The 17,076-nt window shown below is 28.0% G+C and carries 21 protein-coding genes and 1 pseudogene; 8 read left to right on the top strand and 14 right to left on the bottom strand.

Features of this window, described 5'->3' with window-relative positions; translation table 11 throughout:
- The 3 genes from LLF98_RS01695 to LLF98_RS01685 form a co-directional block, all read left to right on the top strand.
- Nucleotides 1–217 (top strand): transposase (locus tag LLF98_RS01695; protein WP_291700209.1); only part of this gene is annotated, 217 nt, incomplete at its 5' end.
- Nucleotides 218–311: 94 nt separating this feature from the next.
- Nucleotides 312–929, top strand: a complete 618-nt coding sequence (locus tag LLF98_RS01690; protein ID WP_291700207.1) for a YetF domain-containing protein — start codon at nucleotides 312–314, stop codon at nucleotides 927–929.
- Between the two features lie 11 nt (nucleotides 930–940).
- Complete coding sequence (locus LLF98_RS01685; protein WP_291700205.1) at nucleotides 941–1,648, top strand: DUF421 domain-containing protein; 708 nt, start codon at nucleotides 941–943, stop codon at nucleotides 1,646–1,648.
- Between the two features lie 141 nt (nucleotides 1,649–1,789).
- Here LLF98_RS01685 and LLF98_RS01680 read toward each other — a convergent pair whose 3' ends face one another.
- The 9 genes from LLF98_RS01680 to LLF98_RS01640 all read right to left on the bottom strand — a co-directional run bounded on the left by LLF98_RS01680 (nucleotide 1,790) and on the right by LLF98_RS01640 (nucleotide 8,527).
- Nucleotides 1,790–3,094, bottom strand: a complete 1,305-nt coding sequence (locus tag LLF98_RS01680; protein ID WP_291700203.1) for a VTT domain-containing protein — start codon at nucleotides 3,092–3,094, stop codon at nucleotides 1,790–1,792.
- Between the two features lie 98 nt (nucleotides 3,095–3,192).
- The gene (locus LLF98_RS01675; RefSeq protein WP_291700201.1) at nucleotides 3,193–3,447 is read right to left on the bottom strand and encodes a phosphatase PAP2 family protein; all 255 of its coding nucleotides are present in this window, start codon (nucleotides 3,445–3,447) and stop codon (nucleotides 3,193–3,195) included.
- Nucleotides 3,448–3,592: 145 nt separating this feature from the next.
- Nucleotides 3,593–4,480, bottom strand: a complete 888-nt coding sequence (locus LLF98_RS01670; RefSeq protein WP_291700199.1) for a prenyltransferase — start codon at nucleotides 4,478–4,480, stop codon at nucleotides 3,593–3,595.
- Nucleotides 4,481–4,698: 218 nt separating this feature from the next.
- A complete protein-coding gene (locus LLF98_RS01665; RefSeq protein WP_291700198.1) occupies nucleotides 4,699–5,265 on the bottom strand; it encodes a phosphatase PAP2 family protein in 567 nt (188 codons plus the stop codon).
- Nucleotides 5,266–5,338: 73 nt separating this feature from the next.
- Nucleotides 5,339–5,926, bottom strand: coding sequence for a phosphatase PAP2 family protein (locus tag LLF98_RS01660; protein WP_291700196.1), 588 nt, complete (start codon nucleotides 5,924–5,926; stop codon nucleotides 5,339–5,341).
- Nucleotides 5,927–6,077: 151 nt separating this feature from the next.
- Nucleotides 6,078–6,998 carry a zinc ribbon domain-containing protein gene (locus LLF98_RS01655; protein ID WP_291700194.1) on the bottom strand — a complete coding sequence of 307 codons (921 nt, stop codon included), beginning with the start codon at nucleotides 6,996–6,998 and terminating at the stop codon, nucleotides 6,078–6,080.
- The gene (locus LLF98_RS01650) at nucleotides 6,986–7,276 is read right to left on the bottom strand and encodes a hypothetical protein (RefSeq protein ID WP_291700192.1); all 291 of its coding nucleotides are present in this window, start codon (nucleotides 7,274–7,276) and stop codon (nucleotides 6,986–6,988) included. The genes LLF98_RS01655 and LLF98_RS01650 overlap by 13 nt, the downstream gene beginning before the upstream one ends.
- Complete coding sequence (locus tag LLF98_RS01645) at nucleotides 7,276–7,824, bottom strand: RNA polymerase sigma factor (RefSeq protein WP_291700190.1); 549 nt, start codon at nucleotides 7,822–7,824, stop codon at nucleotides 7,276–7,278. The genes LLF98_RS01650 and LLF98_RS01645 overlap by 1 nt, the downstream gene beginning before the upstream one ends.
- Nucleotides 7,825–8,086: 262 nt before the next feature.
- Nucleotides 8,087–8,527 (bottom strand): phosphatase PAP2 family protein, encoded by a 441-nt coding sequence (locus LLF98_RS01640; RefSeq protein ID WP_291700211.1) that lies wholly within the window; start codon nucleotides 8,525–8,527, stop codon nucleotides 8,087–8,089.
- Between LLF98_RS01640 and LLF98_RS01635 the strand changes: the two genes are divergently transcribed.
- On the top strand, nucleotides 8,409–8,864 hold the full coding sequence (locus LLF98_RS01635) for a Na+/H+ antiporter NhaC family protein (protein ID WP_291700188.1): 456 nt from the start codon (nucleotides 8,409–8,411) through the stop codon (nucleotides 8,862–8,864). The two genes, LLF98_RS01640 and LLF98_RS01635, sit on opposite strands and share 119 nt — an antisense overlap.
- An 88-nt stretch (nucleotides 8,865–8,952) precedes the next feature.
- Here LLF98_RS01635 and LLF98_RS01630 read toward each other — a convergent pair whose 3' ends face one another.
- The 3 genes from LLF98_RS01630 to LLF98_RS01620 form a co-directional block, all read right to left on the bottom strand.
- Nucleotides 8,953–9,294, bottom strand: a complete 342-nt coding sequence (locus tag LLF98_RS01630; RefSeq protein ID WP_291700186.1) for an isoprenylcysteine carboxylmethyltransferase family protein — start codon at nucleotides 9,292–9,294, stop codon at nucleotides 8,953–8,955.
- An 83-nt stretch (nucleotides 9,295–9,377) separates the two neighbouring features.
- Nucleotides 9,378–11,804: a heavy metal translocating P-type ATPase gene (locus tag LLF98_RS01625; RefSeq protein ID WP_291700184.1), complete on the bottom strand. Its 2,427-nt coding sequence runs from the start codon at nucleotides 11,802–11,804 to the stop codon at nucleotides 9,378–9,380.
- A 21-nt stretch (nucleotides 11,805–11,825) separates the two neighbouring features.
- Nucleotides 11,826–12,191, bottom strand: a complete 366-nt coding sequence (locus tag LLF98_RS01620) for a metalloregulator ArsR/SmtB family transcription factor (protein WP_291700182.1) — start codon at nucleotides 12,189–12,191, stop codon at nucleotides 11,826–11,828.
- A gap of 363 nt (nucleotides 12,192–12,554) precedes the next feature.
- On the opposite strand from LLF98_RS01620, the gene LLF98_RS15385 reads away from it, so the two are divergent.
- Nucleotides 12,555–12,992 (top strand): transposase, encoded by a 438-nt coding sequence (locus tag LLF98_RS15385; protein WP_366512063.1) that lies wholly within the window; start codon nucleotides 12,555–12,557, stop codon nucleotides 12,990–12,992.
- A 32-nt stretch (nucleotides 12,993–13,024) separates the two neighbouring features.
- Here LLF98_RS15385 and LLF98_RS01615 read toward each other — a convergent pair.
- Nucleotides 13,025–13,132: pseudogene (locus LLF98_RS01615) on the bottom strand (DUF4317 family protein); the annotation flags it as partial.
- Between the two features lie 253 nt (nucleotides 13,133–13,385).
- Here LLF98_RS01615 and LLF98_RS01610 point away from each other — a divergent pair.
- Nucleotides 13,386–14,216 carry a pyridoxamine kinase gene (locus LLF98_RS01610; protein ID WP_291700180.1) on the top strand — a complete coding sequence of 277 codons (831 nt, stop codon included), beginning with the start codon at nucleotides 13,386–13,388 and terminating at the stop codon, nucleotides 14,214–14,216.
- Nucleotides 14,217–14,284: 68 nt separating this feature from the next.
- Nucleotides 14,285–14,938 (top strand): TIGR04100 family radical SAM protein, encoded by a 654-nt coding sequence (locus tag LLF98_RS01605; protein ID WP_291700178.1) that lies wholly within the window; start codon nucleotides 14,285–14,287, stop codon nucleotides 14,936–14,938.
- Between the two features lie 85 nt (nucleotides 14,939–15,023).
- Here the strand turns inward: LLF98_RS01605 and LLF98_RS01600 are convergent, their stop codons facing one another.
- Nucleotides 15,024–15,539, bottom strand: coding sequence for an ECF transporter S component (locus LLF98_RS01600; protein WP_291700176.1), 516 nt, complete (start codon nucleotides 15,537–15,539; stop codon nucleotides 15,024–15,026).
- A 469-nt stretch (nucleotides 15,540–16,008) separates the two neighbouring features.
- On the opposite strand from LLF98_RS01600, the gene LLF98_RS01595 reads away from it, so the two are divergent.
- Nucleotides 16,009–16,686, top strand: coding sequence for a helix-turn-helix domain-containing protein (locus tag LLF98_RS01595; protein WP_291700174.1), 678 nt, complete (start codon nucleotides 16,009–16,011; stop codon nucleotides 16,684–16,686).
- Nucleotides 16,687–17,076 lie beyond the last annotated feature (390 nt).

Genomic DNA, 17,076 nt, shown 5'->3' with positions numbered 1-17,076 from the left:
GGATGAAAATAAAGAAAGAATTGAATTAATGTTTTTACCCCCATATAGTCCTGAACTTAATTTAATTGAGGGGTTATGGGGATGGTTAAAATCATCAATTATAAATAATGTATTCTTTGAAAGTATATTTAAGGTAAAAGCAGTTATAGGGAACTTCATTGAAAATATAAATAAAGTTCCTACACAAATAATAGACAGGCTTTGCATTAGAATGTAGAAACTTTATTAGAACATATATATATACTATTTTCTTTCAAGGAGAAAAGCTAAATATACTTGAATTATTTATTAGAACATCTATTTTATACTTTATGTTATTTGGTTCAGCTAAGGTAATGGGATTTCGTCAGCCTGGTATATTAACTCCATACAACTTTTTAATGGCCGCAGGCATTAGTCATATTGCAGCTTCTCGTATGGTCAATCCTAAATCAAGATTAGTAGACGCAATAGCTATAATTATAGTATACACTTTAATTAATTTGTTTATTTCATACTTATATTTTAAAACTCCATCTATAGTTTCTCAAAAACCTATCATACTAATTAAACATGGAAAATTGATAAAGAATAATCTTTCAAAAGCAAAGCTAACAATTGATAATTTATTTTCTATACTAAGACAAAAAGATGCACATAATTTTAAAGAAGTGGATTATTTAATTGCTGAATCTACAGGAGATTTTAGTGTAGCTATAAATAGGAATAGTCTTCCTATAACTAAATTAGATATGGCAATGGAACCTGCACAAGATATTTTATCGCAAATCCTTATTTATAAAGGAAAAGTCGATGAACAACTTCTTAAAAAGAATCTATTAAGTTATGATTGGATTGGGAATGAACTTAAATCTAATAATATAGACAATATAGATGATATTTATTTAGGAATTTTAACTCCTGATAAAAAATTATATTTAAGTGCATAGGGAGGAAATTTATGCTGAAAGTTTTTGGTGTTATAAAAGATATTTCATTATTTGGTTTTGTAATAAGAACCTTTTTTGTAGGTATGATAGCCTTTTTAGTAGGAAGATATATTTCAAAAAGAACTATAAATCAGCTAACTGCTTATGACTTCGTAGTAGTATGGATACTTGGTGCGCTTACAGTTGCGCCATTATTAGATGGCGAGATTTCTTTTACATATATAATTGTTCCGTTAATAACTTTGTTTTTTTGGCATTATATAATTAGTTTAATATCTCTAAAAAATAGAAATTTATCTTTATTTTTTAATGGTAAACCCATAATTTTGATAGATGATGGGAAGATAATAAGAAATAATTTGAAAAAACACTTCATAAATATTGATTTAATTATGAGTGAATTAAGGCTTAAGAATATTTTTGATATTTCGGAAGTTAAATATGCAATTCTAGAGCCTAATGGTCATTTTAGTATTATAAAAAAAGAAGCTTATAGACCAGTTAATCCAACAGATTTTAAGCTTTTTGTTAAACCTCTAGATTTACCTTTAGTTATTATAAATGATGGTAAATTATTTGAAGAAAATTTAATTAAATCAGGGGTAGATAAAGAATGGCTTATGAATAATCTATATATGTATAATGTTGATGATATAACAAACATTTATCTTGCTACTATAGATAATTCTAAAAAATTATATGTTTCTAAAAAAGAGTAACAATATATATAATAATAGAATTTAGTTACAATATTATTAAACGACTAGTAGGTGGTTGTCGCAAAATGATTAAATTTTAATCAGGAGTGACGCTCCTTTTCGGTTCAAAGCAAAAAATCTCTAAATAATTGATATTTTATTTCAATTATTTAGAGATTCTTGTATTTTAGGCATTATACGGTATACTTCTAATAAAATAATATTTAAAGTTAACCATACTCCACCAAAAATATATCCTGCATAAACATCACTTGGATATTCAGTTTGATAAAACAGAGGGTTTAATCCTGAAAATATGCAAATAAGTATAGTTGCAGTAATTATAGTAGTTCTAATCCAAGTTTTCTTTCCATGACGTAGTATTATAAATGCAATAAAACCATAAGCAACAAGTGACATTAAGGATTGATTACTTGGAAATGTATATTGAATAGTTCCTATTATTCCCATAGTAGATGGTCCTAAACGCCTAAAAACATATCTTAATATAAATTGTAAAGCTTCTCCACCGCCGATTGCTATCAACAAAAATTGAATTTCAAGAAATCGATCTATATTTCTTCTTATAATCCATATTAATATAATTATCATTAATGGTATTAATATTTTAATAGAAGTTATTACTCCAAACAAATCAATCAAATAAGACCATTCATTGCCAAAGATTGCTTTTACTAAATAAGATACAATAGTATCAAATTGGTCAAATTCATGAGCTAAATAATCTTGTGTGACACCAATTACAAGAGCTGAAAAACCTAACAAAGCAGCTCCCATGATAGCTATTGCAACTTTTATTTTTCCCATTGAATGAAATGTAACCATAGTTCTATTAATGATTTCATAAGTAAATTCTATTATCTGAGTTTTATGATTCTTATAAGAATAAATAATTATCAAAATCAAAGCAATAATTAAACTCCCAATAATCGTATACTTTTTTATATGCCCGTGAAAGTTATCCCAATTTGGTCCAAGTATTTTGCCTAATGAAATAAAAGTAGATGTCCATATCAAAGCTCCTATATATGAGTTTAAAGCAAATTTTTTATAGGAGATTTTTGTTATTCCTGAAAAATATCCAGTGATATGTCTGACTCCAGGAATGAAATAAGCTAATATCAATAATTTGTTACCATACGATTTAAACCATTTTGATGTTTTTTCTAACTTCTCTGGTCCAAAATGAACATATGAACCATATTTTTTAAAAAATCCTTCCCCTAATTTAGTACCCATAAAATAAGATATTGTAATGCCGAGTATTACCCCTGCAGTTGCAACAATAATACTAATAATCCAATTCATTTTAGATTGATAAACTAGAAAACCACAATAAGTCATCATAAGTTCCCCAGGTAGAGGAAAGGCAATAAGCTCAAGCACTAATGCACTGAATATAATTATATAGCCATAATTATTTACTAATTCTATTATAGACTGCAAAATATCACATCCTATTTTTTTATACTTTATAATCATTTATAAAATTAAACTATTTTATAATAAGTAGATCATGGTATTATAACCACCTAATACTATTATTATTTATAAAGCCAATTAATTCCTAACTTAGTTGCAACCATATTTTCGATTTTATCATATATTTTGTTAATTTTATTACTTGATTTAGCATTATATATGTAGCTCATAATAAATACTATTATATATGTCCCAACTACATCTGCAGGCGAATGATGACCAACATATACCCTTGAAAATCCTACTATAATTGATAATATTGTTAATACTATTCCCAAAAATTTATTATACTTATTTATACCTAGTGCAATACTCATTGTTACTGTGGCATGGTCGCTTGGAAAAGATGCATCCTCTACATGTGGGTAAAGTAAATTAACCTTATTATGATTTAATTATCTCCTATATTCTTGTTATTAAAACTCAAAGTACAAGAGTTTATTGTTGAAATTTCTGAATTTTTTACAGTATGATTGCTATTAGTAATCCAATAACCACAGCTAAATGATATTTTAATCCAACTTGACCTATAAGTCCCATGCTTCTACCTTTTGTATGAATACTTTTATCATAAGATAAAAAACTAAAAACCAGTTTATAAGGAAATAATAAAATAATCGGCACTAATACAACAATAGGATAAATGTGCATTAAAACTAATCCAAATGTTAATACAAGTAACATTATTACATTAAAAATCCACAATTTCTCAGCATTTTTTCTCCCTATCATAATAGGCAGCGTTTTTCTCCCAGCTTCTCTATCTTCTTCTATATCACTTAAATTATTAGTCAGTAATATAGTACCAATAAATAGTGCAGTAGGAACTGCAACTAAAATTGTATTCAAATTAAATACACCCGATTGAATATAAATCACGGTTGTTGTTATACCAATTCCCATGGTTATTCCAGATACAATTTCACCAATTGGAGTATATGAAATTGGTACAGGTCCGAAGGCATATAAAATTGAAATAAGCCCTCCTATTATAGCAACAAGCAAGATGTAATAACTTGTTTGACTAGCTATAAAAACACCAATCATAAGAGCAATAAATTGATATAAGAATATTATAAACAGTACTTGTTTTGGTGTAGTTTCACCACTAACTAGCGCTTTTTCATCTCCGCTCTTATTGCTGTCTGCTCCACGTTTAAAGTCAAAGTAATCATTAATCATATTTGTAGCACTTTGAATCAGTATCATAGCTATAGCTAATAATATAAGATAAAATACATTTAACCTTCCAAAAGCATATTTTGAATAAATCGAACCTAAAATTACAGGAACGAGTCCTGCAACAAGGGTTTTTATATCCATAAGTTTAATTATTGTTTTAGCCTCCATTATTTCTCGCTCCTCATCATGACATTTAATCTTTTTATTTTATACATTTTATCATATAAAATACTTATAAAGATTTTATGAAGATGTTTGAGTAAAAGCTAAAATTATCAAATAATTGTAAACATAAAAAAAGAGCATAAATTCGAAATCATAAAACTCCTCAAAGATTTTATTTTCAATGTTTTCTGCTCTCTTTCTTTTTCCTCTAATTTTCTTTCTTAACATCCTAAAATATTATTGTTATAATCTCTAATTGAAACATTCATATTTTTATATACTTTTAAAACTATTTTAGAACAAATTATCCCAAGTAAAATTCCACCTAAAATATCTGATGGATAATGTACAAACAAATACATTCTTGAAAAAGCAATTAGTGATGCCAATATAATAGCATGAATCCTAAATTTCCTTAAAGTACTAAATATTATCCCTGCTGCAGCAAATGAAGATGCTGTATGTCCTGATGGGAATGAATATGACATAGGCTTCGATATTAATAAATGAGCAGTTGGAATATCTATAAACGGTCTTGGTCTTTGTATTAAATTTTTTAAAATTCCTTCACCAATAATCGAAGTTAATATTAATGAAACAATAATCATTACACCGACATCCCTATGCTTTTTACTAAAAATCAATATTAATGCTATCATAATCCAAATCAAGCCCATATTACCTAATGATGTTATAAACGGCATAATCATATTAAAAATATAATTCTGTGAAAAGTCATGAATAAGTTTTAATACTCCTAAATCCAAGTTTTTCAAAATTTCTAGCATATCTTCCTCTCCCGTTAAGTAATAATCCTATAGACTATGTCCTACTTATTTATTTTCAGTTTTTCTTTTTGCTTTATCTGAATTGTTTTAAAACAGGAAATCTATTTGCTAATAAACCCTCTATTTTAAAGTATGTTGTTTGAACTATATTCTTCAAAAAGCGATCATAAAGAAAACTTGTAACAAATACTATAGCATATCCACCAATTACATCAGATGGATAGTGATGTCCAACAAAAACTCTTGATATTCCAACTATTATAGATAACATTATTAATAATCTTCCATAAACCTTATTCCACTTGTTTACACCAACTGCTATACTCATTGTTCCTATAGCATGATCACTAGGGAATGAAGCATCTATTGTATGTGGCATTAATAAATTAACTTTATTATTAACAAAAGGTCTTGGTACATACCAGAATGCCCCTATAACAAAACTTAGAAGTAAATTTAAAATTGTAATCATAAAAGTATCAACAGTTATAACTCTCATTTTTTCATTCATTGTAACTAATCCTATAATATACGTAACTGCTAGTGTAGCCATAAAAATATCTGGAACATAATTAGAAAAAACTATCATTAATTTGTCTAAAACTATGTTGTGATTTGCTAAACCATTGATTGCATTAAATATCATTGTATTAATATTCATTTGTAAGTACCTCCATTTTGTATAATTTCTTTGCTTTCATATATTACACGTATAAAAAAAAGTTAGGTTGCAATTTAAACCTAACTTTTTTTATGCACATGAAAGAAAATAATAAACAAGCATGATGATCTATTATTTTCTTGATTGTGCATTATATTTTTTGACCACATTTAGAACAATAATTATTTCCTTTAGTTATTATATTTGAACACTTATCACATCTTTCATGAAGCTGAATCCCACAATGAGTGCAGAATACATTCTCTTTATCCTGCATAGTTCCGCATTTGAAACACACTATATTACTTTGTTTATAAATAGAATAAACAATCAGTCCGCCTAAATTGGTAAGCAGCACTAGCATCCCCCACAAAGGTGCATTTGTACGCTTTTGATTAGCATCCTTATATACCCATAGTGCTAAGCCAATCCAATATATTGCAAAAATAAGTCCTAGCAAAGTTCCCATAGTTTCTAAAAGTCTTTCTGCATATGGAATTGGTGTAACGTTTCTAATAATATAAATTTTATCATTAGTTTTTTTATCAACCATATAATTTAGAAAATAAATAGTTTTTCCACCAAAATCTTTTTCATAAGAAAATTCTTCATCTATATCATCGCTTAATTTATTATTATTTTGAATATAACCTAAATTTAGTAACAGATTTTCTTCTTTAACGGTTTTATATAATACGTCATGATTTATGTTATTATAAAGATATTTCTTATTTGACTCATAAGGAGTGAAAAATAAGTTATTATTTTCACCTATAACATTATCATTAGCCTTAAAGACTACTTTACTATCCTTATCAACTACAACTACATTTACTATATCCTTAGAATCAGAAGCCAGCTTGTTTAATTGCAAATTTAATGCATCGTCTGTACCTTGTTTTTCAAAAATATGTGATGCTTTCTGATAATCTATAGCCATAAAAATTTTATCTTTTGTTGCAAATAAAGTAATAGCTATACAAATTATAATCATTGCTATTGCAGTTATAATATAACCTATAGTAATTTTCTTGAAATTTAATCTACTTAAAAATTCATCTAGTCTACCCATAAAGATACTCCCCCTTTAAATAATTTCGGAATAAATGGAACTGCAATTAAAAGTATAGTTATTTGATAATAGATGGCTATAAACAATAAGCTTATGTTAAAAATCTTAAAGAAAATTTGTGCCAGAAATGAGATTAATATAAATATACAACTAAAAAAGAATATTTTTTTTAATTTTCTCTGCCTTGCTTTTTCTTTTAGTTCTGCACATTTTAAATATATTTCATTATCTAACGATGCCAAAAGTATCGCATTTGCTTTTTCATCAATCTCTTTCATTAATCCTCATCCTTTCCAAACATTTTTCTAAGCTTCACTATTCCATTATGAATTCTACTTTTAACTGTCTTAGGCTGTAAATCTAACTTATCCCCGATTTCTTTTAGACTCAAACCTTCTATATATTTCATCTTGATTACTATCTTCTGCTCTTCAGATAAATCTTCTATTTTATCTAGTGCTTCTTCGCTTTCCATTCTATCCATCACAATATTTTCTATATTCATATTTATATCTTCTAAATTGATATTTTCATCTAAAGAACTTTTAATAACCAAATTCTTTTGCTTTCTTAAATAATCAATATAACAATTCCTTGAAATAGTAATAATATAAGTTGATAAGCTAGCCTTGCCATTAATATCAAATTTCTCAATGTTTCTAATGAGCTTTACAAAAGTCTCTTGAGTAAGATCCTCCGCCAGATATTCATCACCTGTAATTTTAATAAGAAACTTATATACATATGGATGGTATTTGCTTATAAGTTCTTGAAATGCCTCTTTTTCTCCTTCCTGACATTTCTTAATCAACCCATTATCTTTCATATGTCACCACCTTTATTAACAAACAATTACCTAAAGTACACTAATATCTTATCCTTATAAAGTGCTATCATACCTAAAGTCTAAACTGAAAATACATATACATAATAGTCCTATAAATCTGTTGTGCTATTACCTCTTCATTTATTAGTTTTTTCATCACCTAAGCTATTTTTGTGGGATATTTTAAACTTACAGTCACTTATTACACGTAATAAAAAAAATTAGGTTGCACTATTAACCTAATTTTTTTATAAAATTTTATTTAAATATCTTCAAGCTTCGGTAATACTCCATAGATTTCCAGCAATATAATAGACAAACTTAACCATACTATTCCGAACTCAAATCCTGCTGCAACATCACTAGGATATTGTAGGTTTAAATAGACAACGCTTAACCCAATAAGAAAACAAATACTTAAATATATTCCTATTATTATTGAATTAATCCATGTTTTTTTACTATTTTTTAATATCATATAAACAAAAAAGCCATATACTACGACTGACATTAAAACTTCACTACTTGGAAAAGTATATATATTTCCTGATGGTCCTAATCTATGAAATACATTTTTTGATGCTATGTCTAACAATTTTCCATGCTTATTAACTATATATAAAAAAGCTAAAATTAAAATTATTGACATAATCATCATTCCAAACCAGCCTCCCATCATATTATCTCCAAACCAATATCTCATCATAGCTAGCTTTCCTTGCATTTTAATTCCAGTTGTGATATTTTTGATTGGATGTGCAGCATCATATTTTATGAGTTCAGCATGGGGAACATGGGCATTACTTATGCCAATAGCTGTGCCTTTAGCTGTAACTACAGAAATTAGTCTGCCTTTAGCAGTCGGTGCTGTTCTTGCAGGTGGATCTTTAGGTGATAATGCATCACCCCTTCAAGAAACTGCAATTCTTTCATCCACTATAGCAGAAGTACCACTTATGAAACATGTTAAAACAATTTTGCCATACAGTATTGTGGCTATAACAATTTCTGCAATATTATTTATAGTATTTTCGTTTTAAGAAACAAAAAAATCTTAAGAGAAATTTGAATACACTCTTAAGATTTTTTTTTAAATTATTCATGATAGTAGTAGAATTTATTACTAACTTACATTGTTCCAAAATATCTTCTTATTTTCTCTTTATACTTTAAATACTCTTTTCCAAAAACGGTTGGCAGATATTTCTCTTCTTCTAATATTTGAAGATGAAATAATACAGTTGAAAAAGATGTAAATATTATATTGAATTTATTAGGAAATACCAAACCCATTCCTATATATAGAAGGTCAAACCCTAAAAAAGCAGGATTTCTACTATACTTATAAATACCAGTATTAATCATTTTAGTTTTTTGAGTATTATCAATTCCTGCTCTCCAACTATCACTCATTGTTACAATAGCAGTAATAAATATTATTACTCCTAATAAAGCAATAACTAACCCCATACATCTTATTAAATTATTTTGTATAAATATTGGTAGTTCATTTGTAAATATAATATTGATGCTGCACTAAAATAAATACCTAATTATATATTCTCAGTTTTCATAGCTCTCATAGAATTTAATACTGCGAGTAAAGTTACTCCAACATCACCAAATACTGCTTCCCACATTGTTCCTAGTCCTAGTGCTACTAAAACTAACAAAATTGCTTTAATACCTAGTGCAAAAATTATATTTTGCATTACTATAGTTCTTGTTTTCTTTGCAATTTTTATTGCAGAAGCAATCTTTGAAGGTTCATCTGTCATTATTACTACATCAGCAGCTTCAATAGCTGCATCAGAACCAACGCCACCCATTGCTATACCTATGTCAGCTCTAGCTAAAACTGGTGCATCATTTATTCCATCACCAACAAATATTAACTTTCCTTTTACTGACTTCTCTCTATCAAGTGCTTCTACCTTTTCAACCTTTTGATCTGGAAGCAATTCAGCATGAACTTCATCTAAGCCTAATTGTTTAGCCACTTTAGTTCCAACATTTTTATTATCACCTGTTAGCATTACTGTTTTCTTAACACCAATAGCTTTTAATTCCTTAATTGCTTTTTCTGAATCCTCTTTAACTTCATCAGATATTATTATATATCCTGCATATTTTTTATCTATAGCCACATGGACTACTGTCCCTATAGTTTCTACTTTTTCATAAGGTATATTCTCTTTCTCCATTAACTTATAGTTACCAGCTAATACTTCTCTACTATCAACTATAGCTTTTACACCAAATCCTGATATTTCTTCATAATCTTGAACTGATTCTTTAATTATTTTTTTGTTATGTGCATTAATGATAGAAGTTGCTATCGGATGATTAGAATAACTTTCAGCATATGCAGCATAAGATATAAGATCATTTTGTGAAAAACCATTTTCTACTTTTGCTTCAGTTACTTTAAATACACCTTTTGTAAGAGTTCCTGTTTTGTCAAATACCACAATTTCAGCGTTATTTAAAGCTTCAAGATAATTTCCACCTTTTACAAGTATCCCATTTTTTGAAGCTCCACCTATTCCTCCAAAGAAACCAAGGGGAATTGATACAACTAATGCACAAGGACAAGATACTACTAAAAATGCTAGTGCTCTATAAATCCATTGTGAAAATGTTGCATCTTCAATAACAATTGGTGGAATTACTGCGAGTGCCAATGCTGCAAAAACAACAGCTGGAGTATAGTATCTAGCAAACTTTGTTATGAAATTTTCTGTAGGAGCTTTTTTGCTACTTGCATTTTGAACTAAATCTAGTATTTTAGAAACAGTAGAATCTCCAAATTCTTTTTCTACTTCTATTGTTAAAAGTCCGTTCTTGTTAATAACTCCACTTAAAATATTATCTCCAACTCCTACTTCTCTAGGAACTGATTCACCAGTTAACGCTGCAGTATCAACCATTGAAGTTCCTTCAATTATTTTACCATCTAGCGGAACTTTCTCACCTGGCTTTACTACTATAACATCACCTATTCTAACATCTTCTGGATCTACCTTTTTGATATCACCATTTATTTTCAAGTTAGCAAAATCAGGTCTTATATCCATAAGAGCTGTAATAGATTTTCTTGAGCGATTAACAGCTATATCTTGGAACAATTCTCCTACCTGATAAAAAAGCATAACGGCTACACCTTCTGGATATTGGCCTATAGCAAATGCACCAATAGTTGCTATACTCATTAAAAAGTTTTCATCAAATACTTGACCTCTCATTATATTCTTTATAGCTCTTAATACTACTTCTCCTCCAACCAATAAATAACTTATTAAATACATTAATAATTCTACTATATCAGGAAGTTTCATAGCAGTTGCAATTCCAAATATTGCTGCACCTGTAACAAATCTAATAATTTCGCCCTTATTACTTTCTTCTTCAACTTCTTCTTTCTTATATTTTAGCGCTTTATTTTTATCCTCAAGTACAATTACATTAACATCTGGTTCAATCTTTTTAACTATTCCTCTAATATTATCAATAATAGCAGTTTCTTTTGTCGAATCATCTATTTCCATAATTAACTTAGTTGATACAAAATCTACAACCGTTGATTTCACACCTTCTACATTATTTGAAGCTCGTTCAATTTTTGCTGCACAATTAGCACAACATAATCCTTCAAGTAGAATCTCTTTTTTTAACACCTTATCTATTCCTTTTTCTATAACCTTAACATGTGATTCAATACTTACTATAGTATTTTTTACTTTTTCTATTAATTCTTCTACTTTGTTATTTTCTTTTAGATCTAACACTAATGTTTTAGTCAAGAAATTTACGCTGGCAGAGTTGATTCCTTCTACCCCATTCAATTTTTGTTCAATTTTATTTGCACAATTTGCACAGTCAAGTCCTTCTAAAATAAATTCTCTTTTTAATTTTTTGATATTGTTTTTATTTAGTTCAATATTAACATTATCTTCGACTATTTTTATATTACTTGCCATGATCTTTCCCCCATTTCAAGTTTAATTTTTTTCTGATATATGAATTAATCCTTGATCAAAAATCCTTTTAACATGCTCATCCTCTAACGAATAATAAACTACTTTGCCTTCTTTTTTATATTTTACAAGTCTTGCTTGTTTTAAAACCCTTAACTGATGTGAAATAGCAGATTGAGTCATTCCAAGTAACGCTGCTATATCACACACGCACATTTCGGCTTCAAATAATGCACATAATATTTTTATTCTTGTTGAATCTCCAAGAACCTTAAATAAATCTGCTAAATCATATAAAGTTTCTTCTTCTGGTATACATTCCTTAACTTTATTAACTATATCTTCATGAATCATTGTACAATTGCAAATTTCAATATTATTTTTTTCCATACTTATCACCTTTCATCACTTGAACATATGAATATTTGTTCATATATTCATTATATGCATCATTACTTTATTTTGTCAATAAAATTAATAACTCATCACAATATTTTTAGTAAAATAATAATAATATAAACTGTTAATATAATCCACTTTAATCTATACTTATTTAGAATTGCGAAAAATGCCAGCACAGAATGTTAAAAAAATAACTCTATGCTGGCTCTCTTTAATATTTCTAATCCAAATTATGATTTGTGTTTAAGGTTTTCTTTAATTTATATGACTTAAAAAACTTGTATTTTAAGATAGTTTACTCTCTTTTTATAATAATTATTAAACATATCATATAAATAAAACTCTTCTGTAATTCAAGATATTACGTGTTATTTAGGAACAAACACTAAAAAAACTCAAAATAGATTTAGAGTAGTTGAATTTACTGATTATTATGGTAAATCAATAAAAGTGTGCACTGACCTAATGGATATTACTCCAGAAAAAATAGCAAGCATATACAAGGAACGCTGGAAAATCGAAACCTTCTTTAAATTTATCAAACAAAATTTGAATGTAAAAAGAATATTTGGAACAACTGAAAATGCTGTCTATAATCAACTTTTCATATCATTGATAACTTATGTTTTGCTTCAATTTACTTACGTTGAAACGACTAAAAATTTAAAATATGTGAAACTATCACTGATTCAATTTATAAGAAAATTGCTTGAAAAAAGTCTTAAGGCTGAAGTCTATGTATCCATTAACTTATTTTTGAAAAATATCAAAAACAAGTTAATGATTTGAAGTAAAAAATTGGTTAATCAACACTTGTGATTTAAAACAATATTTTTTTGACCATCTACATAGCAACCACACATTCTGGTAAACGTACATTCGTCCTTTTTTAAACGTCTTTTTAATTCCAAGATTTCTTTTTTATTCATATATCGCCCTCTCATTTCATGAGCATAGTAAAGAATATGCTACATAATATAGTATAATATTCAATGAATAGCTCTGCAAGTAACTAAATAAATTTAAAAGACTATACTTCATAAGTTAGTAAAATATTTTGATTTATTATTATAAAAAAATGTTCCTCAAAGTAAGGCTTTGGGTATAGATTTTGTATCCATACACTTTGATTTACACCTTAATTAGGCTATAATGAAGGGTATTAGAAAAGGTGGTGCTATAATGAGTTTAAAAAAGCAAAAGAAAATTGCTGTTGTGAATGATGTTACTGGCTTTGGACGATGTTCTGTAGCAGTAGCATTACCTATTATATCAGCAATGAAGATACAATGTTGTCCAGTACCTACTGCAATATTATCTGTCCATACGGGATTTCCAAGTTTCTTTTTTGATGATTATACTCCTCACATGAGGGATTACATAAATAATTGGAAAGAACTTAACTTACAATTTGATGGAATCTGTACTGGATTTTTAGGTTCAAAAGAACAAATTGATGTTGTTGTAGAGTTTCTTGAAAATTTTAAAACAAGAAATACTATTGTCATGGTTGATCCTGTGATGGGTGACTATGGTAAGCTTTATTCTACCTATACACAGGAAATGTGTGATGAAATGAAGAAGTTAATTAAATATGCAGATGTAATGACTCCTAATCTCACTGAAGCCTGTAGACTTCTTGATATTCCTTATCCAGAAAAAACATTGGATCCTAATCAACTTGAAAATATTGCAAAAGAGCTTTGCACAAAAGGTCCAAATAAAATTGTTATCACTGGACTGCAGCATAATGGGAATATACGAAATTTTATATATGAAACAGGAAAACCCTATACTATTATAGAAACAAAAAAAATTGGTGAAGATCGTTCAGGCACTGGAGATGTATTTTCTTCTATTGTAGCTGCGAGTATTGTAAAAGGTGTAGATATTGTTACCGCAGTAAAAAAGGCTGCTGATTTTATTAGTAAAGCTATTGATTATACTGCTAAAATTGGTACTCCAGTAAATGAAGGTATTTGCTTTGAAGAATATTTGACGGAACTGCAATAATTTAAGTATATTTAGTAATTATTATTAATTACGTAATTTAAAACATAAAGAAAAGAGGAAGATATATTATGGTTATATTGTATACATATAACAATGGTGTTTATATTAATTTAAAAGATGTTGATATGACTACAAAAGAATCAGGACATAGAAATATTTATGTTAATTTAACTAACAAATGCCCTTGTTCTTGCACCTTTTGTTTAAGAAATACTAAAGAAATGGCTGAATCAAATAGCCTGTGGTTAGATAGAGAACCTACCATTCAAGAAGTCATAGGAGAGTTTGAAAAATATGATTTAAGTAAGTTTGATGAAATTATATTCTGCGGCTTTGGAGAACCTTTAACTCGTCTTGATGATTTATTAGAAGTGGCAAAATACTTAAAAAATAGAAGCAGCAGTACGTCAATTCGTATAAACACTAATGGATTAGCGGATTTAATGCATAAAAAGAAAATTGCACCATTGTTAAAAGATTTGATTAATACCGTATCTATAAGCCTTAATGCATCAAATGCGGAAGAATATTTCAGATTAACTCGTAATAAATTTGGTATAGAATCTTATGACGCCATGCTGAAATTTGCAGTAAGTTGCAAAGAGTATGTTCAAAATGTAGTTATGACAGTAGTAGATTGTATTGGACAAGAAGAAATTGATGCTTGTCAAGCCGTATGCGATACTATTGAAGTACCTTTAAGAGTGCGTCCTTTTGAATAAATAAAGCAATATACTGTTATCGTAAATAAGGCAAGCTATTAAATTTAATAATAGCTTGCCTTATTTACACATATATATTTAATATTTATATTTCCTTTAATTTGTTTATTATATTGGATTGCAATAATGTTGTAACTAAAACAAGTGATAAAGCGACACCACTTACAGTTTGAATTATTAACATAGGAAGTTCAACAAATCCCATAGCTGCTCCATATAAAAGTATTCTTACAAATGTATACCCTGCAATTTGAAATAGACCTCCAACAGTGGCACCTATTAACCAGCCAAATCTTAAATTAGGAAATAATTTTTCAGTCATTATACCCATAATCATAGCCATTATAGCTTTTATGAAAAGTGTTGGAATAATCCACTGAGTGTATCCACCTAAAAGGTCAGCTAAAGCAGCACCAATTCCACTAGCTACAGCCCCTTTGCGCCAGCCTAAAATTAATACTGACACAAAAATCATACAATCCCCTAAATGTGTATATCCACTTATTGAAGGGATTTTTATAAAAAATGTTCCGAAAAAAACTAATGCAGCCATTAAACCCATTTTTGTTAAGTCTTTTGTTTTAATTTGTCCTTTTTCCATATTATTCTCCTTTTGAAATCATTATTAATACTGTTTTAGATGTTATTACAGATATTCAACGTTATAATCAAAGATTATTTACTTGAAATTAAAATTCAATTTTTCTTTTATCATAAAAGTAATACTTTAAAATTAAATACATACCAACATGGAAAATATTATCACAGAATTTTAAAACAGTCTATTGTATCGATACATATATAAGAGCGAGATAATTAAATGTAAATTTAATAAAAAAATGGATTTATGTGGATTGTTGAAAATATTAGGATATGGAGAGTTTCTTAAACTAAAAGAGAAAGGGATAACTATGTGTCATCATAACTTAGAAACTAGTAGAGAGTATTTTGATTAGTGGATTTCGCCAACCACGCTTCGCCTCCACCATGAAACCCACGAAAATGATATGCTCCCTTTATAGTAGACAGTTAAAATAAAAAAACTGTTTCTATAAAGGGGGTATTTTATTTTGGGTAGAAAGTCAAAAGTATCATTTGAAATTAAAGTTAAGGTTGTTCAAGAGTATTTAGCAGGTTTGAAAACTATGTCTCAGATAACCTATGAATTAGATATAAACTATAGCACCATTCAAGAATGGGTGCGCAAGTACAAACTATTTGGAATTAAAGGGTTGCTTACTGAAAGAATAAATACTAAATATTCTGATGAAATAAAGGCTAGAGCAATAAATGATTTCTGTAATGCAAATGGATCATTGAGAGACATTTGTATTCGGTATAATATTTCATCTCACAGCATTCTTAGAAAATGGATAAAGCAGAATACTTGTGATACTATAAATTCATCTTATAGTGTCAAAGGAGCTGCTACTATGAACAAAGGTAGAAAAACTACATATGAAGAACGAATGGAAATTGTAGCATTTTGTATTGCTAACGCGGACAATTATAAATTGGCTGCTGATAAATTTAATGTATCGTACCAGCAAGTTTATTCATGGATTAAAAAATATAGAGAAAATGGCTATTCCGCTCTTGTCGATAGACGAGGACAACATAAAACGCTTGATGAATTAGATGAATTAGAAAGATATTCTTTAGAATTAAAACTATTAAAAGCTGAAAACAGAAAGCTAAAGATGGAGAATGATTTCCTAAAAAAATTAGAGGAAATAGAAAGGAGGTAGATAAATCAAGTATAAAGCAGGAATCTAAATATATGACAATACAAGAATTAAGCAAGCTAGGATATTCTATTTCAGAATTATGTAGATGTGCAAATATTGCACGTTCAGCTTATTATAAATGGCTAAATAATTCGAAAACTTATCGAATGAAAGAAAATTCAATTATTAAGACAGAAATTATCAATATTTATAATGAAGTAAAAGGTATCTATGGTTATAGAAGAATAACATTAAACTTAAATAAAAGGTTTATGGAGTGCTCTAACCAAAATAGACACACAATAAGTACGATTTTCTTGTATTTTCACAGCATTTCATGTAATGTTATATTTTGAATTTATGTATAAATATTGAATAATATATGTATAACAATCCAATACTTAATATCAT

The organism is Clostridium sp., assembly GCF_021372645.1.
Taxonomy (GTDB): Bacteria; Bacillota; Clostridia; order Clostridiales; family Clostridiaceae; genus Clostridium.
The sequence above is the reverse complement of the archived record's forward strand: the minus strand, read 5'-3'. Positions and strand labels throughout refer to the sequence as shown.

Bases quoted from the DNA above. Each gene is read 5' to 3' on its own strand.
- LLF98_RS01605 (WP_291700178.1), top strand. From the start codon at position 14,285: ATGGTTATATTGTATACATATAACAATGGTGTTTATATTAATTTAAAA.
- LLF98_RS01675 (WP_291700201.1), bottom strand. From the start codon at position 3,447: ATGAGTATTGCACTAGGTATAAATAAGTATAATAAATTTTTGGGAATA.
- LLF98_RS01670 (WP_291700199.1), bottom strand. From the start codon at position 4,480: ATGGAGGCTAAAACAATAATTAAACTTATGGATATAAAAACCCTTGTT.
- LLF98_RS01650 (WP_291700192.1), bottom strand. From the start codon at position 7,276: ATGAAAGAGATTGATGAAAAAGCAAATGCGATACTTTTGGCATCGTTA.
- LLF98_RS01645 (WP_291700190.1), bottom strand. From the start codon at position 7,824: ATGAAAGATAATGGGTTGATTAAGAAATGTCAGGAAGGAGAAAAAGAG.
- LLF98_RS01655 (WP_291700194.1), bottom strand. From the start codon at position 6,998: ATGGGTAGACTAGATGAATTTTTAAGTAGATTAAATTTCAAGAAAATT.
- LLF98_RS01635 (WP_291700188.1), top strand. From the start codon at position 8,409: ATGTCTAACAATTTTCCATGCTTATTAACTATATATAAAAAAGCTAAA.
- LLF98_RS01610 (WP_291700180.1), top strand. From the start codon at position 13,386: ATGAGTTTAAAAAAGCAAAAGAAAATTGCTGTTGTGAATGATGTTACT.
- LLF98_RS01620 (WP_291700182.1), bottom strand. From the start codon at position 12,191: ATGGAAAAAAATAATATTGAAATTTGCAATTGTACAATGATTCATGAA.
- LLF98_RS01630 (WP_291700186.1), bottom strand. From the start codon at position 9,294: ATGGGGTTAGTTATTGCTTTATTAGGAGTAATAATATTTATTACTGCT.
- LLF98_RS01665 (WP_291700198.1), bottom strand. From the start codon at position 5,265: ATGCTAGAAATTTTGAAAAACTTGGATTTAGGAGTATTAAAACTTATT.
- LLF98_RS01625 (WP_291700184.1), bottom strand. From the start codon at position 11,804: ATGGCAAGTAATATAAAAATAGTCGAAGATAATGTTAATATTGAACTA.
- LLF98_RS01600 (WP_291700176.1), bottom strand. From the start codon at position 15,539: ATGGAAAAAGGACAAATTAAAACAAAAGACTTAACAAAAATGGGTTTA.
- LLF98_RS01660 (WP_291700196.1), bottom strand. From the start codon at position 5,926: ATGAATATTAATACAATGATATTTAATGCAATCAATGGTTTAGCAAAT.
- LLF98_RS01690 (WP_291700207.1), top strand. From the start codon at position 312: ATGTTATTTGGTTCAGCTAAGGTAATGGGATTTCGTCAGCCTGGTATA.
- LLF98_RS01685 (WP_291700205.1), top strand. From the start codon at position 941: ATGCTGAAAGTTTTTGGTGTTATAAAAGATATTTCATTATTTGGTTTT.
- LLF98_RS01640 (WP_291700211.1), bottom strand. From the start codon at position 8,527: ATGAGATATTGGTTTGGAGATAATATGATGGGAGGCTGGTTTGGAATG.